We start from the raw sequence: 20947 nt of genomic DNA on the forward strand, positions 1-20947 counted from the left end.
GCGGCCGCTGGCCGCCGTTCGTTCGAGGCTTTTCTCTTCGGTCAAAGCCTCGCTAGTCGTCAACAACGACTTCGACAGGCTCTTCGGTGTCGTCCTCGGTCGCGGCTTCGCTGGCCTGTCGCTGCTGGTAGAACAGCGCGCCGGCGACGGCCAGCACTATCCACGACCGCCAGTTGGCGAGGTTGAGCGTGTAGCCGATGCCGAACGGCTTCTCGACGAGCATGCCCTCGTCGGGTTGCCAGTAAGCGCTCATCATCCGTCCGAGCGACGGTCGTTCGAAGTTGTACGGCACGCCGAACAGTTCGCCGGACTGCGGCTTGTCGGTCATGTCTCGCCGTACGGCGGGCCGGAACTTATAGCCACGCCCCTCGCCACGACTCCGCCTCACATTGCGGTGTCACTGGTATCGCCCGCGGCCCTCTATCTCCCGTAACTGCTCGACGGCACGGGCGTCGCCCGCTTCGCGATAGGCGTCCTCGAAGGCCTCGAGTAGCTCGGGTGCGTCGTCGGCCGTCCCACTCAACGCCCCCTCGAAGACGTGGAGGTCCATCGCGTAGTCCTCGATGTCGTCGGTGTAGTATCCCAGCCCGAAGTCGATGAGGTAGGTCCGGTCGCCGTCTTCGCCGCCGACGCGGGCGTTCCGCGGCGTCGGGTCGCCGTGGACGAATCCGGCCTCGTGACAGCGAGCGAGATGGTGCCCGACATCGCGGACGCCGGATTCGTCGAGATCGTCTCGCAAGTCCGCATCGCCGACGTACTCGAAGACGAGCCGACCTTCCGTGGGGTCGACGTCGAAGACGACCGGCGTCGGTACGCCGAGGCGTCGGGCCTCGCTCGTGAGTCGGGCCTCCGAGCGCGTCCGTCGCGTCCGGAGCGCTGCGTCGAGTTCCGGATGCCGGTACGGCTTCGAGAGTCGCTGTTTGTGCGCCCGCCGGCCGTCGAGGTCGACGACCGCCTCCGCGCCCTGCTGGCGGTCGTCGTCGGCGACCGGCTCGGCGACGGCCTCCCCGGAGCGCCACGTCACCGCCACTTCATCGGGTCGGAAGTTCGGCAACACGCGGGAGTCGCCGATGTCGACGGTGTCGCCGGCCTCGTACATTTTCGCGCCGAGGACGGCTATCATACCGGCGTTGTCCCGGAGGAATCGAGGTTCGGGGGCGTAGAAATCCGCCCCGCGCTCTTCGCACATCGATTCCAACATCGACCGCAGGCGGTCGTTCTGGGCGACGCCGCCGCCGAGGACGAGTTCCTCCGCCCCGGTCAACGACAGCGCCCGCTCGCTTACTTCGGTGAGCATGGCGAAGACGTTCTCTTGGAGGCCACAGCAGACGTCTTCGACGGGAACTCCGTCGTCGTAGGCGGCCTTCGCCGCTGACATGATGCCGGAAAACGAGAAGTCCATTCCCTTGACGACGTACGGCAACTCGACGTACTCGCCCTCGCGAGCGTGGGCTTCGACCTTCGGGCCGCCGGGGTGGGTCCAGCCGACGTGTCGGGTGAATTTGTCGAGAGCGTTGCCGACGCCGGTGTCCATCGTCTCGCCCAACACGCGGTACCGGCCATTCCGGTAGCCGAGGACGTGGGCGTTCGCACCGGAGGCGTTCAGACACACCGGCGAGTCGAATCCCGACCGGTGCCGCCCGATTTCGAGGTGGGCGACCATGTGGTTGACGCCGACGAGCGGTACGTCCAAGCTTCCGGAGAGAGCCCGAGCGGCCGTCCCGACGATGCGAAGACAGGGGCCGATACCGGGGCCTCTGGAGAAGGCGACGGCGTCCAGCGCCTCGCTTGGGTCGCCGTAGGTCTCTCGACCCTCGTCGAGAACCGTCTCGACGACGGTCGGAATCGCCTCGCGCATGTGCTCGGCGGCCTCACGCGGATGAATGCCGCCGCTGTCCGGTTGGTAGGCGTCGGATTCGATAGAAACGGTGTCCATCTCGGAATCGAACAGCGCCGCACTGGCACACCAGGCGGTCCCCTCGATGCCGAGTACGCGCGTCACGACCTACTTGAATTCGGTGTAGCTACACTTCCCGCAGTGGGTGCGGTCACCGTAGTCACCGAGGAACGTGTCGCCACAGCGGGGACACATTTCCTTGTCCGTCGTGCCGTCGTCGTTGTAATACTCGTGGCGCGCCATCTAGGCTTCCTCCGCTTCCGTGTCGGCGTCCTCGGCCGCTGCCTCCTCGTCGTCGGCGGTAATCTTGTTCCGTTCGAGCATGTACTCCTGCTCGACGGCCTTGGCGTTGTCGGCGCTGTCGTACACCTTCGCGTAGCCGACGGACTTCCGCATGCCGTATTTGGTATCGAGTTTGTGGACGACGACCTCGCCGGCGTCCTTGTTCAGTTTCGCGGCCAGCGAGTCGCGGACCGACAGTCGCTCCGGCGTCGCCTCCTCGTGAGTCAGCTGGAACCGGACGTCCGTCCGGTGCAACATTGGGTTCTCGTCTTCATCGATGATTTCGACGTCCATGGTTACGTTGCCCGAACTTTCCCCCGAAGCGCGTAAAAGGATTTCGAAGCGCGAGACGGCGGCCAGAGGCCGTTTCGGGTCCACACAACCCGTCGAAAGCTGGGCGACTGGAGGGTCTCCGTGGCCTCAAACGCCGAGAATATCGAACACCCGCTCGGAATCGCCCTCCATCCGCTCCAGTAGGTCCCGACACTCCGCTCGAAGGGTCTCATCGACGGTAACGAGCACCATCCCTTCGTCGGGTTGCCCGTAGACGACGGCGGCGCCCTCGGGCGCGGCGACGATGGCGGGCAGCGCCGCGAGGTCCTCCTCGCCGACGACGGTGATGACGGTCGTTCCCTCACCGTCGATGGCGCCGACGAGCACCTCCAGCAGTTCGGCCGTCAGCGTCGCGGGCGGGTTCTCGACTTCGCGTCGGGAATCGAACCCCTCGATGGCGTCGAGGATTTCTCGCTCGACGCGTTCGCGTTTCGTCTTGCCATCCACCAACGCCACGTCGGGACGGTAACCCGCCTCTAGGAGGTGATACGTGACGATATCGCCGACGGCGATAATCGGGCCGTCGGTGTCGGTCAGAAGTGCGTCCGTGTCGGTGTAAACCGGGCCGAGCGGCTCTTTTAGTTCGCCGCGTAGCTCTTTCTGCAGTTCGACGAGGACATCGACCATCTCAGCGGACCTTCAGCGCGTAGCGTCCGGGTTCCGTGATTTCCATCTCCGAGGCGATTTGGCTCTCTTCGGGGTGGGCGATGACGACGTACCCGGCCCAGTCTTCGGTCAGGGAGTTCGAGGCACAGACGGGGCACTGCTCGCCGTCGTCGATTTCGAGGACGCGGTGACAGTCCCGACACACCAGTCTGTCTGCCATTTAATCACCGGCCTCCGCCTCATGGCGCTCCCGGTCCTCCTTGAGCCACCCGTGTTTGCCCAGTCCCGGCTGTTTCGCGGTGAGACCGATTTTCGAGTCCCGGGGGTTCCGCTCGTCGATGCTCTTGGTGACGATACGCGCCCGGACGGAGTCACCGACGCTGAGCACGCGATTGGAGTCACGCGAGGCCAACTGTTGGTTCTCCTCGTCGTAGGCCAGATACTCGTCGGATATCTGGGAGACGTGGAGCAGACCGTCGACGGGGCCGATGCCGACGAAGGCCCCGAAGTTGACGACTTCGACGACCTCGCCGTCGACGACCTCCTGCATCTGGGGGTCGTAGGTGACGGCGTCGAACTCCGCCTCGTAGTAGACGCCCGGCCGGTTCGGCAAGACGGCGCCGTCGCCGATGTCGTGGACCTCCGTCACCGAGACGACGCTGCCGACCGATTCGTCCATCCGTCCTTCGAGCTTGTCCTGCAGCAGCCGCTTGACCAGCTCGGGCGACACCTCCGCGAGATGCCGCGGCGGCACCTCGACCGTGTCCTTGAGTCGTACCCGTTTGTACATGTTATGGTTGAGTTACTTCGAGTTTGTTACGCCCCCGTAAACTAATTACGGGAACGTTTTCGTCCAGTAGCCGCCGCCGCAGCGGCATGTCGTTCGTGACCGCACCGTCGACCTCGCGGGCGATTTCGAGGACCGCATCGTCCGCATACGCCGCCTCGTGCTCGATAGGTTCGCACTCCCGGCGTGCGAGGTCCGCACCGACGCTTGCGGCCTTTGCCTCCTCGCCGTTGCCCTCGGCGAGGTCGTCGAGTTCATCCAGTACCGCCCGCGGGACGACCGTCTCGTGGTCGCCGAGAAGGCGGTCCAACTCCTCGAACGTCCGGACGCCGACTTCGACCGGCATCATCAGTGCGTTCGTATCGAGCACCACGCGCATCACCGAAGCGTTCCGACGCCGATGAGTCGCCAGCGCGCGCCGACTCGGCGATTGATTGCGATTTTCGCCCCTTCGGCGGCACAGACGGGACGTTTGAGGTTCACTTCACACTCGCCGTCGCGGGCGCTCGTGACTGCACCGACGGTCGTCGCCGTCCCGATGGTCATCATCAACGGCTCGCCCGTCGATATCTCCTCGACATCGCCCTCGCCGACGATGCGGTCGAACAGTTCGACGTCCATCGTGAACGCCTCGTGGGTCGGCGGGAGGCTCCCCGGCGGGCCAGCGACCTGTCCGGCGAGGGCGTCGCCCTTCGTCAGCGAGGGGTCCAGTCCCGTTCCGACGCCGAGCAGTCCGCCCGGTGAAACCTCGTCGACGAACTCGCCGCCGGCCTGCAGCGACCGAACCGTCGTCTCGACGGGCTGGTACTCCGATTGGCCGCCCTCCTCGATTTCGCGGCCGGGTTTGATTTCGATTTCGTCGTCGACTTCGAGTTGTCCCTGAGTGAGCGACCCGCCCAACACGCCGCCGGTGAGGTCCTCCCAGGTCGTCCCGGGTCGGTTGATGTCGAAGGAGCGTGCGACCTGCAGTCGCGCGTCAGTATCGGGGTCTCGCTCCGGCGTCGGGATGGTCTCCTCGACGGTCTGAATGAGGAGGTCCATGTTGACGTTCTGCTGGGCCGAGATGGGGACGATGGGTGCGTCCTCGGCGACCGTCCCCTCGACGAACTCCTCGATTTGCTCGTAGTTCCGGAGCGCCTGCTCGCGGTCGACGAGGTCGATTTTGTTCTGGGCGATGACGATGTTCTCGATGCCGATGATGTCCAGTGCCATCAGGTGTTCTTCGGTCTGTGCCTGTGGCACCGGTTCGTTGGCACCGATGACGAGCACCGCACCGTCCATGATGGAGGCACCCGACAGCATCGTCGCCATGAGCGTCTCGTGGCCCGGTGCGTCGACGAACGACACCGTCCGAAGATGCTCACTGGGCGAGCCGTCCGGGCACTCCTCCTCGACGGTGTAGCGTTCCGGCTCGTCGAGGTCCGGGCAGTGCCGGAACGTCGCGTCGGCGTACCCGAGGCGAATGGAGATGCCTCGCTTCATCTCCTCGGAGTGCTGGTCGGTCCACTCCCCGGAAAGCGCCTGTACGAGCGTCGTCTTCCCGTGGTCAACGTGGCCGACCAGTCCGATGTTCACCTCCGGTTGTCGGTGTTCTTGCGTCATTTAGTAATGATGTGGATATCCACCCGTGCGCATCATAACGCTTCCGCTTCGTTCGCTCCGTCGAGTGGCCGCGCCCGCCGCTGTCGTCTTTTGTTTCAGGACCCGGAGGCCGCTAGCAATCGAGTGTGTCCGTCACACGTCCACTGCCCACAGGGATAAGCCGCCCGAGCGCAATCACTGGGTATGACCTCAGCCGAAACGGTCACGTTCGATTCCTACAGCACGCTCCTCGATGTCGACGCCGTCGAGGCCGCCCTCGCAGATGCCGTCGAGAACCCACGACCCGTCTCCCAACACTGGCGGTCGCGGTCGCTGATGTACACGATGGTCGCAAACGAAATCGACGCCTACGACACGTTCTACGCGTTCAATCGGGCGGCACTGGAACACGCCCTCGAAACCCACGGCGTCGACCTCACCGAGACCGAACGCGAGGAGATTCTCGCGACGTATCACGACCTGCGGGTCTTCGACGACGTTCAGGACGGGATGGCCGCTCTGACCGATGCCGACTACGACGTGTACGTCGTCTCCAACGGCAACCCGGAGATGCTGGATTCGCTGGTCGAAACCGCCGGTATCGACGAGTACGTCGAAGATACCATCAGCGCCGACGAGGTCGAGACCTACAAGCCGAACGCCGAAATCTACCGCCACGCCGCTGCTCGAACGGGAACACCGATAGGCGCGATTGCTCACGTCAGCGCGGGCTTCTTCGACGTGCTCGGCGCCCAACACGCCGGCATGACCGGTGTCTGGCTTGACCGCGGGAAGGTCCCGTGGGACGGCTTCGCCGGCGACCCCGACGCGACCGTCTCGGATATCCGCGACGTGATAGACGTACTACAAAAACGCGATTGAGCGAAGATATTAGCCGGAGGCTGCTCTTCGTGTGGGTATGAGTGACGCAGAGGGAACCTCTACGGAGCCCGAGGACCGAGGCGCCGTCTCGCCGTTCGACTGTGAGGCGTGTCTCGCCCCCGCAGAGGCCTTCGCGGTCGTCGGCAACGAGACCCGATTCGCCATCCTCAAGGCGCTCTGGGAGGCTCCGGACCGCCCGGTGACGTTCTCGGCGCTCCGAGACCGCGTCGGGATTCGCGACAGCGCACAGTTCAACTACCACCTCCAGAAACTGACGGGCCAGTTCGTCCGCAAGACCGACGACGGCTACGACTTCCGGAGCGCCGGCCGCGCCGTCATCCAGGCGATTCTCTCGGGGTCGCTGAACCAGAACCCGGAGTTCGGCCCGTTCCCGGTCGAAGGCGAGTGTATCGACTGTGGGGCTGGACTGCAGGCCCACTACGAAGAGGAACTGCTCTACGTCGACTGTCCGGCCTGTGGCCGCGCTCACACCGACTGGCAGTTCCCGCCCGGTGGACTCGAAGGGCGTGACCGCGAGGCGGTGATGGACGCGTTCAATCAGCGGGTTCGACACCTGCTGTGTCTCTCCGCCGACGGCGTCTGTCCGGCCTGCAACGGGCGCATGCAGACGGCCATAGCCCACGCCGACGCGGAAGACGACATCGACGTTGCGGTGACCCACCGATGCCGCCGATGTGAGAACACGACGAAGACGACCGTTGGCATCGCCCTCCTCGATGACGCGGAGGTGGTCTCCTTCTATCGGGACCACGGTATCGACCTCAACGCGGTCCCGTTCTGGACGCTCGAGTGGTGCGTTTCCGACCGCTACACCGAAATCGTCGACGACGATCCCTGGCGAGTGGCCGTCGAGATACCGCTGGACGACGAACGACTCAGCGTGGTCCTCGACGAGTCGCTTTCGGTCGTCGATGCCGAGCGTTTGTACGCGTAAATATCAACTAGCTAACCTAATTGTGTTTCAGTCGGTTCGTCTACAAAAGTGTATTTCTGCGAACATATATTCTGGTGTGGGTCGTTCGTACTGATATGAACCAAGGAACCACACAGGCCGGACGCACCGCCTCCGCTCCGCCCGCATCGGAACGTGTCACACGAACCCAACGTGGGGACCTCGTGGTCACCATTCCGGCGCTGGCCGTACGGGTGCTGTCGGTACTCGCCGTGTTGGTCGCTGGTATCGCCGTTCCCGCCGCCGTCGTCGGCGTTCTCTCGGTCGTTGGGACGCCGCCGCTGGCGTTGCTCACCCTCCCCGCGTTGCTCGCCGTCGGCTTCGTCGCCCCCTTCGCGGCCGTAGGCGTCGCCGCCACGTTGCTCGGATAGCCGTCCCGACGCTCGGCCCTCCAACGGCCTCCGTCGGTAACCGACCGTTTTTGCTCCTCGCGACCCCACGTTCGGTCGTGCGGGAGTACCCCTTCGAACTCGCGGTGTGTGCCGCCGTCGAATCCGAAAGCGACGGCCTCATCGCCCGACAACTCGGCACGCACACGCGCATCGTCGACGCCGTCGAAATCCGTCCGGGCCCCGAGTTCGAGGACCGTATCGCCATCACCGCCGAGTCGATTCCCGACCTCGCCATCGAGAGCGACGTTGGCGCGGGGCGAGCCCGCTACTGGAAGGACGCCATCGACGCCGCTCCCGACCGCGCCAGGGGGGCCGTCGACCGAGCGATTGAAATCGGTTTCTTCGAGGCCGAGCGCCGCAACGGCCGCCGATACGTCCGACAGACGGCGCGATACCCCGACTGGGTCGGCGGACTGCGGGCTTTCGAGAACAAACCCGACCTCGGCCGTCCCGGTGACCTCGAACTCCAGTTGCGGAAGGACGTCTCGCTCGCGCTGTTCGACGAAGTCATCCTCGTCACCGAATCCTACGTCACGGGCGCACACCTCAATCGCATCCCCGACTCCGTCGGCGTGTGGCGCTTCGACGCCGAAGCGGGTGATATCGAGGTGGTCCGGGAGGCCACGCCGCTGCCGACCGACGAACCGGGAATCGCCGTCCTCGATGAGTCGCCGGCCCGGGTCGATATCGAACCCGTCACCGCCGCCGAGAAGGCTCGCCTCCGCCGACGAATCGCGGAACGCGCCTACGGAAAGGGCTGGCGTCCAGGGACGCTTCCGGCCTGTAGCCAAGCCGACGCGCGTGGCCCGCCGTTCCGGACGGACGATGCGCTTCCCTACTGCGAGTGGAAGGGTCGACTGGTCGACCCTTCCCGGGAGTGCGGCGCCGAATGCGGCGGGTACGACCCCGCCGACCCACCGGACGCCGACGGCGAGGCGGCACGCGAACGTCACACGCCGTGGACCGCCGACCCGGCGGGAACTGACCGAAAACAGACGGGATTGGACCGCTTCTCCAGGACGTAACGCGTCTACACCACGAACTGCTCGCCGTCCAGCGCCATATCGTCGTCGAAGGCGTCCTCGGCGGCGATGTAGTGTGAGAGGTGGACGAGACGGTACTCCTCGATGGAGAGGTCCTCGGCGAAGGCGCGTGCGCCCTCGATAGTCATGTGTTTCGTCCCGAAGGTCCGGGGGATACCGTTCTCGTCGGCGTGGTCGCCGCCGTAGGGGTGGTACTCGCAGTACGCGGCCGGAACGATGCCGTCGACGAACAACAGGTCGGCGCCGGACAGCACTCCTCGGGAGCGCTCGGAGACGCCGTAGTTCGTATCCCCCGACAGCGACAGCACTGCGCCCGTCTCGGGGTCCTCGACGCGCAGGCCGTAACACACCAGCGGCGGGTGTTCGACGGGGACGAGGGTCACCTCGAACCCGCAAGTCTCGAACGGTTCGAACGGCGACTCCGGCGAGACGGTGACGGCGTCGAGGTAATCGTACTTCTCTTCGATGGTCTCGGCGACGCTCTCGCCGGTGACCGGGTCGGTCTCGTCGGCCGCGAACACAGGCACGTCCTCCAGCAGACGGTAGGCGTTGCCCAGTCCGTCGAGGTGGTCGAAGTGGATGTGTGAGATACAGATGGCGTCGGGCAACGCGACGTCGTTGTCGAGGAACTGCTGGCGGAAGTCGGGGCTGGCGTCGACGAGCAGCGACTCGCCGGTGCGTTCGTTGTGGACGTGGACCGAAAACCGAGAGCGCTCGACGCCCCGTTTTCGTGCCTCGGTGCAGGTGTCACACTCGCAGTTCGGCGTGGGCGTCCCCGTCGTATCGCCGGTTCCGAGCAGCGTGACTTCCATCAGTCGTGGTCGTGATCGTGGCTGGGACTATCCGAACCGCCCGCGACGAGCGCGTCCGCGTCGCCCTCTATCATGTCCATGTTCTTGAGGTTGTCACGCTCTTCGAAGTCCTCGATGGCGTCCAGGAGGTCCTCTTGGGTGAGCGTCGTCCGGTTTTCGGTGAGGGCATCGAGGACGGCCTCACGCAGGACGAGTCGAAGGTCGCTCCCAGTCAGCCCCTCCGTCGCCTCGGCGAGTTCGTCGGGGTTGAAGTCGTCGACATCCATCCGCCGGGTGACGATGCGGAGGATGTCCGCACGCATTCCCTGGTCGGGTTTCGGGAAGTTGACAATTTCGTCGAAGCGGCGCCACGCCGCGGCGTCGAGTTGGTCGGGGTGGTTCGTCGCGCCGATGAGGAGCACGTCGTCTTGAATCAACGAGATTTCGTCGATGCTCTTCAGCAGCGTGTTGACGGCGCGCTTGATGGCGGCGTGTTCGTCCGACGAGCGTGTCTTCGCGACGAAGTCGAACTCGTCCATGAAGAGGATACACGGCGAAAGCCGCTTTGCGACCTCGAAGGTCTTGTCGACGTTCTTGGCCGTCTCGCCGAGGTACTGACTCGTTATCATCGAGAGTTTCACTTCGACGAACGGCAAATCGAGGTCCTGTGCGAGCGCGCGGGCGACGGAGGTCTTCCCTGTTCCGGGCGGGCCGACAAAGAGGAGTTTCCCGATTTCACGCAGGCCGATTTCCGCGAGGTAATCGCGGTGTTCGATGGCCTTGACCACCTTGTGAATCTCGTTTTCCTGGTCGGCTGTGAGGACGAGGTCGTCGAGGGTCATCTCGATTTCCTCGGGGGCGCGCACGTCCACGAGGTCGAGCATCTCCTCTTCGTCCTCGTCGAACATCTCCTCCAACAGTGAGTCTATCCACACCCGGTCGGCGTGGATTGGTCGGTTCTGCTCGCGGGCGGCCTCGTAGTCGACGCCCAACTCCTCGCCGAAGGCGTAAGCGAGCGTCGGATTGCCGAGCAGTTGTTCCTCGGAGAGGCGCTCTTTGAGCCACGATTCGGCCATCCCGCGGTCGGTGAACTCTATCTTCCCGGAGAAGTCGTCACGGTCGGTGAACATCAGCCCCGAGACGGCCTCCCAGGGGCGTTCGACGCCGGTCGCCGCCGCCGCCGTGTTCGTCGTGGTCGTCAGCGGCCGTTCGACCTCGCCATCCTCCCAGAACACCCGACGATAGCGGGGTGGAAGGTCTCGCTCGTCGAGGTCGTGGTTCTCCGTGTAGATGGCCGCAGTCAACAGAAACTCGACTACATCGAGCTCGGGGCTGCTCATTCCCCGAAACCTTACCGGGTCGGAAGTATAAGCCCGTCGAAAGGCGCTGATATGCGCCCACGGTTTCGGAACGGGCAATTCCGCCGCTCGCTGCCGGCGGTCACTCACGGACACCTTCGTTCTTTATAAATTACCTTCTCCACGAGGTTAACAGAATATGTCTACTGTCCCTAATGCGCTAACATGAGAAAAATGACCGAGTAGAAGCTTTAACGTGCGAGCAAAAATAATGAGGGTTCGTATGAGTGCCAACACACCGGTCGTAGTCAAAGCGTATCGCACCCCGTTCGGGAAGGAAGACGGCGTCTTCTCCGAGGTCCGTCCGGAGGACCTCTCGATTCCGCTCATCAACCGCATCCTCGAGGAGACGGACCTCACCGGCGAGGACGTCGACGACCTCCAGTGGGGCTGTGCCCAACAGCGCGAAGAGCAGGGCAACAACATGGCCCGCGTCATCGCGCTGATGTCCGAGTTGGGCGAGGACACGCCCGCGACGACCATCAACCGCTGGTGTGCCTCCTCAGCGCAGGCGGTCATCTCCGCCGCGGACGCGATTCGGGCCGGCCAGCGTGACTGTATCATCGCCGGCGGCGTCGAGTCGATGTCCCGCGTGAAGATGGGCCAGAACAACGAGATTCACCCGGGCCTCAACGACCACCACAACATCGCCGCCCTGCAGATGGGCATCACCGCCGAAACCGTCGCCGAGCGCTACGACGTGAGCCGCGAAGAACAGGACGAGTACGCCGCCCGCTCCCAGCAGCGCGCCGTCGCCGCCACCGAAGAGGGCCGCTTCGACGACGAAATCGTCCCCATCGAGGGCCACGACGACGAGGGCAACGAGATTCTCGTCGAGGAAGACGAGGGGCTCCGTCCCGGCACCACCGCGGAGAAACTCGCCGAACTGCCGACCGTCTTCCAGGCCGACGGCACCGTCACGCCCGGCAACGCCTCCCAGACGACCGACGGCGCCGCCGCGCTGTTGGTCACCTCCGAGGAGTTCGCCGAGGAACACGACTTCGAAATCCTCGCGGAAGTCGGCAACAACTCCGTCGCCGGCGTCGAACCCGAGGTCATGGGCATCGGCCCCATCCCGGCGTGTGAGGAACTGTTCGAGCGCTCCGGCACGACCGCCGACGACTACGACCTCGTCGAGTTGAACGAGGCATTCGCCTCCCAGTGTTACTACTGCCAGCAGGAACTCGGCTTCGACGACGACATCTACAACGTCAACGGCGGCGCCATCGCCATCGGTCACCCCCTCGGTGCCACCGGTGCGCGGCTGCCCGTCACGCTCATCCACGAGATGCGCAAGCGCGACGACGCCGAACTCGGCCTCGCCACCGAATGCGTCGGCTTCGGGCAGGGCGCAGCCATCGAGTTCGAGCTTCGATAAACGCCGACCCCATCGAACGACTCACGCCTTTTTCCAGCGAAACCCGACTCAATAGCCGGTAGCATGGCCCTATCTGTCGTGTCGGTGAGCCTCGAAAACGCGTGCGGACTTCGCTATCGGAACCGTCACTCCGTATCGGTCGCCGCTTCCTCGACCTCCGGTTCCTCGTGTTGGATGACGAAGACCGGACCGAGGAACTGCTTGGCGACCTGGTCTGCGGTCATCCCGAACAGGAAGGTCGTCACCGATGGGTCGGATTCGCCCATGACGATTGCGTCGTTGTCGTCGGCAGCATCGAGGATTAACTCCTGAGAGTCGTCTCCACGCGCGATTTGAGTCTCGATTAACTCCGGGGAGACGCCTTCTTCGGAGAGTCGAGTCGCGATTCCGTCCAGCAGCGTCTCGACGTCCTCGTCTGATTCGTCCGCTTCAGCGACGTGATACAGGGTCACGCGTATATCGAGCGGTGCGAACAGGCCCGAAACCAATTTGATGAATCGGTCGACACCGACGATTCCGCGGACCGCGACCAGAACGTTCTCGAGCGGCCTCGTCGCGTTCGGAATGAGGGTCGCGAGACAGTCGTGTTCGTCCGTCATCCGGTCGATTGTCGCCTGTCCGTCGTGGGTAAACACGACCCGTGATTCGACTGTCGCTCCCGCGTGTTCGAGTATCGCCGTGAAATCCTCGAGACGGCGAATGGCCTGGTCTTCGAACTGCTGGCGCGCCTGGTCGGTGGCGGTCTGTTCCGGCACGACGTGGTAGCCGAGCAGGACGACGTGGGCGTTCGTCAGGAGTTCGGGAACGCCCTCCGGAATCGATTCCCCTTCGAGAACGCTGACCGGGAGCAGGATGGTTGGTCTGTCTTCCATTGTCTGAACGCCCCGTCGAATCCGATGGGACTGACTTAGATGTCAGATGCGCTCCGGTGATAAAGCCAGCGTGCGTTCGGTCGCGCCTCGGGGCCGTTCGCTCTCGTCGTCTCTCAGGGCAGTTTGAGGTATCCGTTGCCGTGCCACTGCAATCGCGTCACTTCGGCGACCCCGGAGTCGACGGTTTCGACGCCCTCTGCCAGCTCCTCCGTCGAAACACCGAGTCGCTCCAGCGAGTTGGAACAGGCGAGAATCCGGACGCCGGAATCGGCGAGTCGGGAGAGGCGGTCGGCGTCCGGTTCGTCCGCCTGCAGGAATCGGGTCGCGTCGCCGTTGACGACGATGGTTATCAGATTCGGTTCGATTGGCACGCTCTCGTCGCTGTGGAGGTTCGTGACGTTTCGGAGCGCCTGCTGCCAGTCGTTGGCGTCGGGACTCGTGATGTGGACGACGACGCCATCGATGTGGCCGCTCATGGCCGTGTTTCGTTCGACTGGGGGATAAAGTCCGCCCCGGTTCGACCGCCGACGCTCACCTACAGTTCGCCTTTCGTGCTCGGCGTGTCGCTGCGGCGCTCGTCGATTCGCATCGCATCGTCGAGCGTCCGCGCGAGGGCCTTGAACAGTGCCTCGATTTCGTGGTGGGCGTTCTCTCCCGACACCGACGCATGCAGCGTCAGGCCGGCGTTCAGCGCCAGCGACTCGACGAAGTGCCGCGCCATGTCGCTGGTAAAATCGCCAACCGAAGGCTGGCTGAACTCCCCGTCGAAGTAGAACCGCGGCCGCCCCGACACGTCGATGACGACCTCGGCGACGGCCTCGTCGAGCGGCACCTTCCGGTCGGCGTAGCGGACGATGCCGCGTTTGTCGCCCAGCGCCTCCTCGAAGGCCGCACCGAGGGTGATGGCCACGTCCTCGACGGTGTGGTGGTCGTCGATAGCGAGGTCGCCGTCACACCGGACGGTTACATCGAAGAGGCCGTGTTTCGCCAACGCCTCCAGCATGTGGTCGAAGAATCCGACGCCGGTTTCGACGGTGGCGTCGCCGTCGCCGTCGAGGTCCAGCGTCACCTCGATGTCCGTTTCGGCGGTTTCGCGGGTTCGTGCTGCCGTCCGGTCTGTCATGTGCGGTAGTTCTCGCGCTTGCTTAAGGTGATTGCGGCGACGTGATTTTTATATATGGATGCCGAACTGTCAGTATGCTCGAACTGCTCGGATTGGCGTGGTCGGCGTGGAAACTCAGCGTCAAGCGGGTGGGGCCACTCGGCGCGGCGGTGGTCGCGCTCCTCGTGGTCGTCGGGTTCGTCTTCCTTCGTGATTACCTCGTCGAGAACTACCCCCGTCTCGGAAAGGCCGTCGACGACGCGGTGTAGGGGGTGTGTTGGCGTCGAACCGCCGTCGTCGTGCGGATGCGTGACGGCTGTCTGACTGAACGTTTTGACCCCTCGGCGACAACGTCGGGCGTTGTATGAGCGCGCGAAACCTGCTCCCCGTCGCCGCGGCGCTGGCCGAACCCGTCGCGCCACAGCTCCCGGCGACGACCAAAGCGGGACTGCTCGCACGCGCGGCGGCGCTGTACCGTCGGGTTCGGGCGAGGGTTCGCCGATAGGACGGCGTCCGCCCCGGCGACCAGCGACGGCGCCTACACCGACTCCATCGCTTCTTCGAGCGTGAACCGACCCTCGTAGAGCGCTGTTCCGACGACGACCGCCGCTGCACCGGCATCCTTCAGCGCACGCACGTCCTCAAGCGTCGAGACGCCGCCGCTGGCGACGACAGGGATGTCGACCGCGTCGACGACCGCCTCGACCGGTTCACGTCGGATTCCCTCCAGTTGCCCCTCGACGTCCACGTCGGTAAAGAGGATGGTACCGGCGCCCTCGTCCTCGTAGCGCGCGGCGGCTTCGGCCGGGTCCAACCCCGTCCCCTCGGTCCATCCCGAGACGACGACCTCGCCGTCTTTCGCGTCGAGGCTCACCATCACGCTGCCGGGGAAGTCCTCGCTTATGGCGCCGACGATGGCGGGGTTCTCGACGGCCGCGGTCCCGAGGATGACGCGGTCGACGCCCAACTCTAGGAGCGAACAGGCGTCGTGGGCGGTCCGGATACCGCCGCCCAACTGGACGTCTACGTCGACGGCGTCGAGAATCGCCTCGACCGCGGGGGCGTTCTCGCGGTCGCCCTCGAAGGCACCGTCGAGGTCGACGAGATGCAGCGTCTCCGCGCCGGCGTCGACCCACCGCTCGGCCGCCTCGACGGGGTCGCCGTAGGTCCTGCCGGTGCCGCGTTCGCCACCGACCAACTGGACGACCTGTCCGTCCTGCATGTCGACCGCAGGGATGATCTCGAACTCCGGAAACATACGTCTTCAACCGGTGGGGGCGGCCAAAAACCTGCCCGTTGGAACGCGAGCGTGGCGCTTATTTGTCGACCAATCCACCAATCCCGTATGGAAGCGTTGCTCGTCGTGGGCCTCCTCGTTGCGGTCTTCGTCGGCTACAACATCGGTGGTGCGAACACCGCCCCCGCGTTCGGACCTGCCGTCGGTGCCGATATCATCCCGAAGGCCGGTGCCGGACTGTTGATGACGGTGTTTTTCTTCGTCGGCGGCTGGACGCTCGGCCGTGAGGTCGTCGAGACGCTGGGCGGGGAAATCGTCCCTGCCGAACTGTTCACGACGCAGGCGAGCATCATCGTCCTCTTTTTCATCGGTCTGGCGCTGTTCATCTCGAACTTCTTCGGCGTCCCCGCCTCGACGTCGATGACCGCCGTCGGCTCCATTGCGGGACTCGGACTGGCGACCGGCAACCTCAACTGGGTCGTGATGGGCCAAATCGTCAGCTGGTGGGTCGTCGCCCCCATCGTCGCCTTCTGGGTCAGCGGCGTCATCGGCCGGTACCTCTATCCGTACCTCAACCAGTGGGTCGCCATCGCGGGCACGGAGGGCGGTCCGTTCCGAATCGAGCGTTCGGGCCGGATACCGACGGTTCGCCTCGCCGAGGGGACGACTCGCCGTGAACTCACAGGCACGCTGCTTCTCGTCGCAATCGGCTGTTTCATGGCGTTTTCCAGCGGGGCATCGAACGTCGCCAACGCCGTGGGTCCGCTGTTCGGCAGCGGCGCGATAACGATGAACGTCGGCATCCTGCTGGCGTCGGCCGCCGTCGGTCTCGGCGCGTTCACCATCGCCCGCCGGACGCTCGATACGATGGGCAACGACCTCACCCAACTTCCGCTGACCGCCGCCATCGTCGTCGCCGTCGTCTCCTCGACGCTGACGGCGGGGCTCGCCGCAATCGGCGTTCCCGCCAGTTTCGTCATCATCGCGACGATGTCCATCGTCGGTCTCGGGTGGGGTCGTGCGACGCGGACGACGACCGCTCGCGATGCGGTTCGCGGCGAGGGGGAGGGAGCGAACGTTTCCGTCGGGGCGCTGGCGGCCGACGACGCTGCGACCGTCGGAAGCACCGACACGGACGGCGCTTCGGCACGACCGATGGGCGAGGAAAGTCCCGAAGACATCCCCGCGGCATCGGACCTGTTCGACCCGGAGACGACGGGTCGTGTCATTCTGATGCAGAACGTCGTCCCCGCGGTCGCCACTATCGGGGCGTTTCTCGTATTCCGGTTCACGCTCGTGGCATGATGGGAAATATTGGCAAAGAAAAGTGAACGAACGGTCGAGTTACGTCGGAACCCCGTCTCCTAACAGCAACCTTCAACACAGAGGCGCGTGAACTCACTCAGTGATGCCCACGGTAGAATACCTCAATTACGAAGTGCTGGACGACCACGGCTGGGACATCGACGACGACGGCCTCTTCGATGAGGCCGCCGACGCCGGCCTCGACGACGAGGACTACGGCACGCTCGATGTCGCGGAGGGTGAGTACATCCTCGAATCCGCCGAGGCGCAGGGCTTCGACTGGCCCTTCTCCTGCCGCGCCGGTGCGTGTGCGAACTGCGCGGCCATCGTCAAGGAGGGCGAAATCGACATGGACATGCAGCAGATCCTCTCCGACGAGGAAGTCGAAGAGAAGGGCGTTCGCCTGACCTGTATCGGCAGCCCCGCTGCCGATACGGTCAAAATCGTTTACAACGCCAAACACCTCGACTACCTGCAGAACCGCGTCATCTAAGCCGCGCGTGTCCTGTCTTGGGACACCGTTTGCGTATCGTGTAGCGCCGCGCTCGCCGGCTGACGGCGCGCGTGTCGTTTTTCCTTTCGACCGGCAAAACGACCCGTTTATCCCGGGTTTGGAAGGCGAGACTAGTCCGTCGACTCCGTATCGAAGTCCTCCTTCGACAGGCGCTCGGCGTTCCGTTCGTAGCGTTCGAACGTCGTTTCGCCCCACTCACGAAACGCGGTGTTCGACGACTGCACAAGCGCCCGCGGAATCCCCTCGCCGTCTGCGACGCCGATTTCGATTCGTTCGTCGTCCGGTAATCCGAGGTAAAACGGGAGCGAGCCGTCGGCGATGGCCGCCTCGAATCGGCCGGTAGCGAGCTTTTCGCGGAACAGTTCGGCGAACGGTTCCTCCCTTATGTGGTCGGCACACGCCGGTCCGAGGACGATGCTCGCGGTGAACGCCCCGTTCGTGATTCGGTCGTGGACGAGTTCCGTTCCGTCGAGTTCGATTGCGGGCAGGAATCCCCGGAACCGGTCTGCGGTCCGTATCGTCTCGGTTTGGGTCTGTGCCGGTGCGTACGGTTCCGCTGCCGTCGACACTGTCAGTTCGGCGTCGGCGAGCCACTCCGGCTCGATATCGAACGACGACGGCGGGACGTGTTCCAACAGCGGCGCGAACTCCTCGGTGAGCCGGAGGGTCTCCGAGAGTCGAGTGAACTCCGTCGCCACGAGCTCACCGGCCGCGGTCACCTGGTAGCCGTCCTCGGTCGATTCGACCCAACCACGGCTCAGGAGCCCTTCGAGCGTCCGCCGAACCGTCGCACGGGAGGCGTCGACGGACGCACGAACGTTCCGACGGCTCATCGCGTCCGGTCCACGCAGGAGGTTCAGTATCCGCAGGCGGTGCCGCGACCCGGCGAGGAAGTCGATATCCGACACGACGGGGGCGTCACCGAGTTGGGCTGGCTCGTTCGCACGTCGTTCGTCACCCATTGCTAGACGGCTACCGCCCGGAACCATTTGAAGGTCCGCGTGGGCATCGGACGCTGAGACTTCGCTGTGTCGTTTTGTGGTCCCACCGCGTTCCGCTACGAGTTGGCTTCCAGCGCCGCCAAGAGCGTCGCGGTCTCGACGACGGTCGCGAACTCCTCGGAGAGTTGTGCGAGGGCGAGTCGGTGGTTCTGCTCGGCGGCGTATCGAGTGCCGTCGAACTCGCGGTCGAAGGTGACGGAGGCGTCGCTGACGAGATACACTTCGAAGCCGAGGTTCTCGGCCATGCGGGTCGTCGTCGACACGCAGTGGTCGGTGGTGAAGCCGGCGACGACGAGCCGTTCGACGCCCGCATCGCGCAGTCGACGTTCGAGGTCGGTTCCGATGAAGGCGCTGTTGACCCGCTTTTCGACGACGGCTTCGTCGCCTCGGGGTTCGGCTTCGGGCTTGAACTCGTTTCCGGGGCGGCCCGGACGCAGCGGCGAATCCCGTTCCGTCGAGTCGTGTTTGACGTGATAGATGGGGCGGCCGCTCTCGCGCCACTCGCCCAACAGCTCCGCGATGTGGCGCTCCGCATCGGGGTTGTTCCGCTCGCCCCAGCGGTCGTCGTCGAACCCCCGCTGTACGTCGACGAGCACGAGCGCGGCGGCGTCCAGATTCAACGTCTCGTAGTCCCGAAACGGCATAACCCTGTTCGGTCCCCGATAGTGAACCCCAGGGGATATACTTTCCCTATCGAGCGTATTCTGTGGGCAATATAGTGAACGAACGTCCGAAAAGACGGCCCAAATACACAACGAACGGAATTCAAACTCGGCTGACGAAGAGTGCTTGCGTTTAAGAGGGATGTGGACACACTCCCCTACGTGTCGTCGCTGCTCTTCGATTTCGCGACCGGGCCCGACATCATCCGACTGCTGGCCGTTCCGGTGTTCGGGTGGGCCGCCTACCGCGACATCGAAACCAGACGGGTACCCAACCGGACGTGGCTTCCCCTCGCCGTCGCCGGCCTCCTCGCGCTGGCGTGGGACGCGTGGCTCGTGGCCGACGCCGCCGCCTTCGAACAGCGACGCTTCGCGGTACAGGTCGTCCTCTCGGTCGGCCTCGTCGCGCCGCTGGGGTACATCTTCTGGCGACTGGGTGGCTTCGGCGGCGCCGACGCCAAGGCCATCATGACGCTCGCGTTGCTGTTGCCCGTCTACCCGGCGTTTTTCGTCGGGACGGGCGTGTATCCGCCGTCCGGAAACCAACCGCCACTCGGCGTCTTCTCGCTGAGCATCCTCTCGAACACCGTTCTCGTCGGTCTCGCCTATCCGTTCTTCCTCGCGGGCGTGAACGCGCTCCGAGGCGCGTTCACGCCCGCGATGTTCATCGGCCGTGCCGTCGCCGTCGACGACATCCTCTCGGAGTACGGCCGTCTGCTCGAAACGACCGAAGGATTCACTCGGCAGGGACTCGATATCGACGCGCTCCGGATGTATCTCCGCTGGCGGGGCGTCTCCTTCGAGGCGGTTCGGGCGAACCCCGACCGGTATCGGCACCCGCTTCCGACCGAACGCAACGACCCCGGCGACGGCTCCATCCAGTCCGACGAGCGCGCGTTGACCGACGGCGGGAGCGTCGCCGACGGACTCGATTCTTCCGAGGCGGCGATTCGACCCTTCGACGCGTGGGGTGCCGAGCGGTTCCTCGAAGAACACAGCGCCTACGGGACGACGCCCGAGGAACTCCGGGAAGGGTTGGAAGTGCTCACCGAACCGGACCGGCAGTCGGTCTGGATTACCCCCGGTGTCCCGTTTATCGTCCCGATGTTCGTCGGCTTGCTGCTGGCGCTCACCTTCGGCGATTTGCTGTTCGTCCTCCTCGGGCTCTTCGGGGCGGCGTAGGCGTCGGGCTTAAGCCCTCGCAGGCGAACTCTCTGCCGTGATTGTCGTCGCCACGGACGATTTCGAGGTGTACCACGGCGTCGTCGGCGAGCTCCGTGACCGCGGCGTCAAGTTCACCACGCTAGAACCCGGCGAGTCGCTTCCGAAGGGGGCTCGCGTCGCCATCGTCGGCCCCGAGGACGAACACCCCGACGTGGAGACGGTTCGGGCGACGCCGGACGACCCTCGCCGTGCGGTCGACGCCGCCCTCGCGATTCTCCGTGGCGACGGCGGCCGAACCGTCGTCGGCATCGACCCCGGTGACCATCCGGGCATCGCCGTTCTCTCGGGGGAGACCGTCGTCGCCGCCTTTCAGGTGCCGGCCGACGAGGCCGCGGCGGCCGTCGCCGAGGAAGTCGCCGACGCCCCCGACCCGCTGGTCCGAATCGGTGACGGCGCGCGATTGCAGGGTGCGAAAATCATCGAGGCTCTCGACGGCGTACCGGTCGAACTCGTCGATGAAACGGGGACGACGCCGTATCTCGGGACCGGTGCACGCGGCATGGGCGACGTGCTGGCTGCGGTCAACATCGCCCGACTCGACGGCGAGCGAATCGAGAGTCGGGACATCGAACCGACGGCCGGCGAGATTCAACGCATCAAGAACCGCTCGCGGCGGCGGAGCGACGACGACCGCACCCTCGACGAGAAACTCGCCAGACGGGTCGCTGTCGGCGAGTTGACGATGGAGGAAGCCCTGCAGCGACACCGCGAGCGTTGAGACGCCGCC

The 20947-nt window shown here is 64.9% G+C and carries 28 protein-coding genes; 11 read left to right on the plus strand and 17 right to left on the minus strand.

Annotated features, from left to right (window positions below; all coding sequences use genetic code 11):
• Nucleotides 1–52 precede the first annotated feature (52 nt).
• The 9 genes from NMP98_RS17405 to NMP98_RS17445 all read right to left on the minus strand — a co-directional run bounded on the left by NMP98_RS17405 (nucleotide 53) and on the right by NMP98_RS17445 (nucleotide 5507).
• On the minus strand, nucleotides 53–328 hold the full coding sequence (locus NMP98_RS17405) for a DUF5808 domain-containing protein (protein WP_178918059.1): 276 nt from the start codon (nucleotides 326–328) through the stop codon (nucleotides 53–55).
• A 69-nt stretch (nucleotides 329–397) separates the two neighbouring features.
• Nucleotides 398–2002 (minus strand): bifunctional N(6)-L-threonylcarbamoyladenine synthase/serine/threonine protein kinase, encoded by a 1605-nt coding sequence (locus tag NMP98_RS17410; protein ID WP_254859119.1) that lies wholly within the window; start codon nucleotides 2000–2002, stop codon nucleotides 398–400.
• 3 nt (nucleotides 2003–2005) lie between these two features.
• Nucleotides 2006–2140, minus strand: a complete 135-nt coding sequence (locus NMP98_RS17415) for a 30S ribosomal protein S27ae (RefSeq protein ID WP_254859120.1) — start codon at nucleotides 2138–2140, stop codon at nucleotides 2006–2008.
• Nucleotides 2141–2473, minus strand: coding sequence for a 30S ribosomal protein S24e (locus NMP98_RS17420; RefSeq protein WP_254859121.1), 333 nt, complete (start codon nucleotides 2471–2473; stop codon nucleotides 2141–2143).
• A 126-nt stretch (nucleotides 2474–2599) separates the two neighbouring features.
• A complete protein-coding gene (locus tag NMP98_RS17425) occupies nucleotides 2600–3139 on the minus strand; it encodes a GTP-dependent dephospho-CoA kinase family protein (RefSeq protein WP_254859122.1) in 540 nt (179 codons plus the stop codon).
• A 1-nt stretch (nucleotide 3140) separates the two neighbouring features.
• A complete protein-coding gene (spt4, locus tag NMP98_RS17430) occupies nucleotides 3141–3338 on the minus strand; it encodes a transcription elongation factor subunit Spt4 (RefSeq protein ID WP_254859123.1) in 198 nt (65 codons plus the stop codon).
• Entirely contained in the window at nucleotides 3339–3908 is a 570-nt protein-coding gene (locus NMP98_RS17435) for a DNA-directed RNA polymerase (protein WP_254859124.1), read from the minus strand.
• Nucleotide 3909: 1 nt separating this feature from the next.
• Entirely contained in the window at nucleotides 3910–4284 is a 375-nt protein-coding gene (locus NMP98_RS17440; protein WP_254859125.1) for a PIN domain-containing protein, read from the minus strand.
• A complete protein-coding gene (locus tag NMP98_RS17445) occupies nucleotides 4284–5507 on the minus strand; it encodes a translation initiation factor IF-2 subunit gamma (RefSeq protein ID WP_254859126.1) in 1224 nt (407 codons plus the stop codon). The genes NMP98_RS17440 and NMP98_RS17445 overlap by 1 nt, the downstream gene beginning before the upstream one ends.
• Before the next feature lie 183 nt (nucleotides 5508–5690).
• Here NMP98_RS17445 and NMP98_RS17450 point away from each other — a divergent pair, with 183 nt between their 5' ends.
• The 4 genes from NMP98_RS17450 to NMP98_RS17465 all read left to right on the plus strand — a co-directional run bounded on the left by NMP98_RS17450 (nucleotide 5691) and on the right by NMP98_RS17465 (nucleotide 8758).
• Nucleotides 5691–6368 (plus strand): haloacid dehalogenase type II, encoded by a 678-nt coding sequence (locus NMP98_RS17450; protein ID WP_254859127.1) that lies wholly within the window; start codon nucleotides 5691–5693, stop codon nucleotides 6366–6368.
• 37 nt (nucleotides 6369–6405) lie between these two features.
• Nucleotides 6406–7323 carry a winged helix-turn-helix domain-containing protein gene (locus tag NMP98_RS17455; protein ID WP_254859128.1) on the plus strand — a complete coding sequence of 306 codons (918 nt, stop codon included), beginning with the start codon at nucleotides 6406–6408 and terminating at the stop codon, nucleotides 7321–7323.
• Nucleotides 7324–7418: 95 nt separating this feature from the next.
• Nucleotides 7419–7712, plus strand: a complete 294-nt coding sequence (locus NMP98_RS17460; RefSeq protein WP_254859129.1) for a hypothetical protein — start codon at nucleotides 7419–7421, stop codon at nucleotides 7710–7712.
• Between the two features lie 77 nt (nucleotides 7713–7789).
• Nucleotides 7790–8758: a DUF5787 family protein gene (locus tag NMP98_RS17465; protein WP_254859130.1), complete on the plus strand. Its 969-nt coding sequence runs from the start codon at nucleotides 7790–7792 to the stop codon at nucleotides 8756–8758.
• 5 nt (nucleotides 8759–8763) lie between these two features.
• Here NMP98_RS17465 and NMP98_RS17470 read toward each other — a convergent pair whose 3' ends face one another.
• Together NMP98_RS17470 and NMP98_RS17475 are read right to left on the minus strand one after the other, a co-directional pair.
• Entirely contained in the window at nucleotides 8764–9588 is an 825-nt protein-coding gene (locus tag NMP98_RS17470; RefSeq protein ID WP_254859131.1) for an MBL fold metallo-hydrolase, read from the minus strand.
• Nucleotides 9588–10907 (minus strand): ATP-binding protein, encoded by a 1320-nt coding sequence (locus NMP98_RS17475; RefSeq protein WP_254859132.1) that lies wholly within the window; start codon nucleotides 10905–10907, stop codon nucleotides 9588–9590. Before NMP98_RS17475 ends, NMP98_RS17470 begins: the two co-directional genes overlap by 1 nt.
• A gap of 241 nt (nucleotides 10908–11148) precedes the next feature.
• Between NMP98_RS17475 and NMP98_RS17480 the strand changes: the two genes are divergently transcribed.
• Nucleotides 11149–12303 (plus strand): thiolase family protein, encoded by a 1155-nt coding sequence (locus NMP98_RS17480; protein ID WP_156710037.1) that lies wholly within the window; start codon nucleotides 11149–11151, stop codon nucleotides 12301–12303.
• 125 nt (nucleotides 12304–12428) lie between these two features.
• Here NMP98_RS17480 and NMP98_RS17485 read toward each other — a convergent pair whose 3' ends face one another.
• The 3 genes from NMP98_RS17485 to hisB form a co-directional block, all read right to left on the minus strand.
• Complete coding sequence (locus NMP98_RS17485) at nucleotides 12429–13175, minus strand: universal stress protein (protein ID WP_254859133.1); 747 nt, start codon at nucleotides 13173–13175, stop codon at nucleotides 12429–12431.
• A gap of 113 nt (nucleotides 13176–13288) precedes the next feature.
• On the minus strand, nucleotides 13289–13651 hold the full coding sequence (locus tag NMP98_RS17490) for a DsrE family protein (RefSeq protein WP_254859134.1): 363 nt from the start codon (nucleotides 13649–13651) through the stop codon (nucleotides 13289–13291).
• Nucleotides 13652–13710: 59 nt separating this feature from the next.
• Complete coding sequence (gene hisB / locus NMP98_RS17495; protein ID WP_254859135.1) at nucleotides 13711–14298, minus strand: imidazoleglycerol-phosphate dehydratase HisB; 588 nt, start codon at nucleotides 14296–14298, stop codon at nucleotides 13711–13713.
• Between the two features lie 74 nt (nucleotides 14299–14372).
• Here hisB and NMP98_RS17500 point away from each other — a divergent pair, with 74 nt between their 5' ends.
• Nucleotides 14373–14546 (plus strand): hypothetical protein, encoded by a 174-nt coding sequence (locus NMP98_RS17500; protein ID WP_254859136.1) that lies wholly within the window; start codon nucleotides 14373–14375, stop codon nucleotides 14544–14546.
• 95 nt (nucleotides 14547–14641) lie between these two features.
• Entirely contained in the window at nucleotides 14642–14782 is a 141-nt protein-coding gene (locus NMP98_RS17505; RefSeq protein WP_254859137.1) for a hypothetical protein, read from the plus strand.
• 33 nt (nucleotides 14783–14815) lie between these two features.
• Here NMP98_RS17505 and hisA read toward each other — a convergent pair whose 3' ends face one another.
• On the minus strand, nucleotides 14816–15535 hold the full coding sequence (gene hisA / locus NMP98_RS17510; protein ID WP_254859138.1) for a 1-(5-phosphoribosyl)-5-[(5-phosphoribosylamino)methylideneamino]imidazole-4-carboxamide isomerase: 720 nt from the start codon (nucleotides 15533–15535) through the stop codon (nucleotides 14816–14818).
• 87 nt (nucleotides 15536–15622) lie between these two features.
• On the opposite strand from hisA, the gene NMP98_RS17515 reads away from it, so the two are divergent.
• Nucleotides 15623–16819, plus strand: coding sequence for an inorganic phosphate transporter (locus NMP98_RS17515; protein ID WP_254859139.1), 1197 nt, complete (start codon nucleotides 15623–15625; stop codon nucleotides 16817–16819).
• Between the two features lie 103 nt (nucleotides 16820–16922).
• Entirely contained in the window at nucleotides 16923–17312 is a 390-nt protein-coding gene (fer, locus tag NMP98_RS17520; protein WP_156710029.1) for a ferredoxin Fer, read from the plus strand.
• Nucleotides 17313–17443: 131 nt separating this feature from the next.
• On the opposite strand, the gene NMP98_RS17525 is transcribed toward fer, so the two are convergent.
• Together NMP98_RS17525 and NMP98_RS17530 are read right to left on the minus strand one after the other, a co-directional pair.
• Complete coding sequence (locus NMP98_RS17525; protein ID WP_254859140.1) at nucleotides 17444–18295, minus strand: helix-turn-helix transcriptional regulator; 852 nt, start codon at nucleotides 18293–18295, stop codon at nucleotides 17444–17446.
• 95 nt (nucleotides 18296–18390) lie between these two features.
• A complete protein-coding gene (locus tag NMP98_RS17530) occupies nucleotides 18391–18978 on the minus strand; it encodes a cysteine hydrolase family protein (RefSeq protein ID WP_254859141.1) in 588 nt (195 codons plus the stop codon).
• 180 nt (nucleotides 18979–19158) lie between these two features.
• Here NMP98_RS17530 and NMP98_RS17535 point away from each other — a divergent pair, with 180 nt between their 5' ends.
• On the plus strand, nucleotides 19159–20178 hold the full coding sequence (locus NMP98_RS17535; RefSeq protein ID WP_254859142.1) for an A24 family peptidase: 1020 nt from the start codon (nucleotides 19159–19161) through the stop codon (nucleotides 20176–20178).
• Between the two features lie 37 nt (nucleotides 20179–20215).
• The gene (locus tag NMP98_RS17540) at nucleotides 20216–20938 is read left to right on the plus strand and encodes a hypothetical protein (protein WP_254859143.1); all 723 of its coding nucleotides are present in this window, start codon (nucleotides 20216–20218) and stop codon (nucleotides 20936–20938) included.
• The last annotated feature ends 9 nt before the right edge of the window (nucleotides 20939–20947 follow it).

Source organism: Natronomonas gomsonensis (genome assembly GCF_024300825.1).
In the GTDB taxonomy this organism is placed as follows: domain Archaea; phylum Halobacteriota; class Halobacteria; order Halobacteriales; family Haloarculaceae; genus Natronomonas; species Natronomonas gomsonensis.

Bases quoted from the DNA above. Each gene is read 5' to 3' on its own strand.
- NMP98_RS17415 (WP_254859120.1), bottom strand. From the start codon at position 2,140: ATGGCGCGCCACGAGTATTACAACGACGACGGCACGACGGACAAGGAA.
- spt4 (WP_254859123.1), bottom strand. From the start codon at position 3,338: ATGGCAGACAGACTGGTGTGTCGGGACTGTCACCGCGTCCTCGAAATC.
- NMP98_RS17455 (WP_254859128.1), top strand. From the start codon at position 6,406: ATGAGTGACGCAGAGGGAACCTCTACGGAGCCCGAGGACCGAGGCGCC.
- NMP98_RS17405 (WP_178918059.1), bottom strand. From the start codon at position 328: ATGACCGACAAGCCGCAGTCCGGCGAACTGTTCGGCGTGCCGTACAAC.
- NMP98_RS17420 (WP_254859121.1), bottom strand. From the start codon at position 2,473: ATGGACGTCGAAATCATCGATGAAGACGAGAACCCAATGTTGCACCGG.
- NMP98_RS17470 (WP_254859131.1), bottom strand. From the start codon at position 9,588: ATGGAAGTCACGCTGCTCGGAACCGGCGATACGACGGGGACGCCCACG.
- NMP98_RS17435 (WP_254859124.1), bottom strand. From the start codon at position 3,908: ATGTACAAACGGGTACGACTCAAGGACACGGTCGAGGTGCCGCCGCGG.
- fer (WP_156710029.1), top strand. From the start codon at position 16,923: ATGCCCACGGTAGAATACCTCAATTACGAAGTGCTGGACGACCACGGC.
- NMP98_RS17475 (WP_254859132.1), bottom strand. From the start codon at position 10,907: ATGAGCAGCCCCGAGCTCGATGTAGTCGAGTTTCTGTTGACTGCGGCC.
- NMP98_RS17505 (WP_254859137.1), top strand. From the start codon at position 14,642: ATGAGCGCGCGAAACCTGCTCCCCGTCGCCGCGGCGCTGGCCGAACCC.
- hisB (WP_254859135.1), bottom strand. From the start codon at position 14,298: ATGACAGACCGGACGGCAGCACGAACCCGCGAAACCGCCGAAACGGAC.
- NMP98_RS17425 (WP_254859122.1), bottom strand. From the start codon at position 3,139: ATGGTCGATGTCCTCGTCGAACTGCAGAAAGAGCTACGCGGCGAACTA.
- hisA (WP_254859138.1), bottom strand. From the start codon at position 15,535: ATGTTTCCGGAGTTCGAGATCATCCCTGCGGTCGACATGCAGGACGGA.
- NMP98_RS17445 (WP_254859126.1), bottom strand. From the start codon at position 5,507: ATGACGCAAGAACACCGACAACCGGAGGTGAACATCGGACTGGTCGGC.
- NMP98_RS17515 (WP_254859139.1), top strand. From the start codon at position 15,623: ATGGAAGCGTTGCTCGTCGTGGGCCTCCTCGTTGCGGTCTTCGTCGGC.
- NMP98_RS17480 (WP_156710037.1), top strand. From the start codon at position 11,149: ATGAGTGCCAACACACCGGTCGTAGTCAAAGCGTATCGCACCCCGTTC.
- NMP98_RS17460 (WP_254859129.1), top strand. From the start codon at position 7,419: ATGAACCAAGGAACCACACAGGCCGGACGCACCGCCTCCGCTCCGCCC.
- NMP98_RS17490 (WP_254859134.1), bottom strand. From the start codon at position 13,651: ATGAGCGGCCACATCGATGGCGTCGTCGTCCACATCACGAGTCCCGAC.
- NMP98_RS17525 (WP_254859140.1), bottom strand. From the start codon at position 18,295: ATGGGTGACGAACGACGTGCGAACGAGCCAGCCCAACTCGGTGACGCC.
- NMP98_RS17440 (WP_254859125.1), bottom strand. From the start codon at position 4,284: ATGCGCGTGGTGCTCGATACGAACGCACTGATGATGCCGGTCGAAGTC.
- NMP98_RS17530 (WP_254859141.1), bottom strand. From the start codon at position 18,978: ATGCCGTTTCGGGACTACGAGACGTTGAATCTGGACGCCGCCGCGCTC.
- NMP98_RS17500 (WP_254859136.1), top strand. From the start codon at position 14,373: ATGCTCGAACTGCTCGGATTGGCGTGGTCGGCGTGGAAACTCAGCGTC.
- NMP98_RS17450 (WP_254859127.1), top strand. From the start codon at position 5,691: ATGACCTCAGCCGAAACGGTCACGTTCGATTCCTACAGCACGCTCCTC.
- NMP98_RS17485 (WP_254859133.1), bottom strand. From the start codon at position 13,175: ATGGAAGACAGACCAACCATCCTGCTCCCGGTCAGCGTTCTCGAAGGG.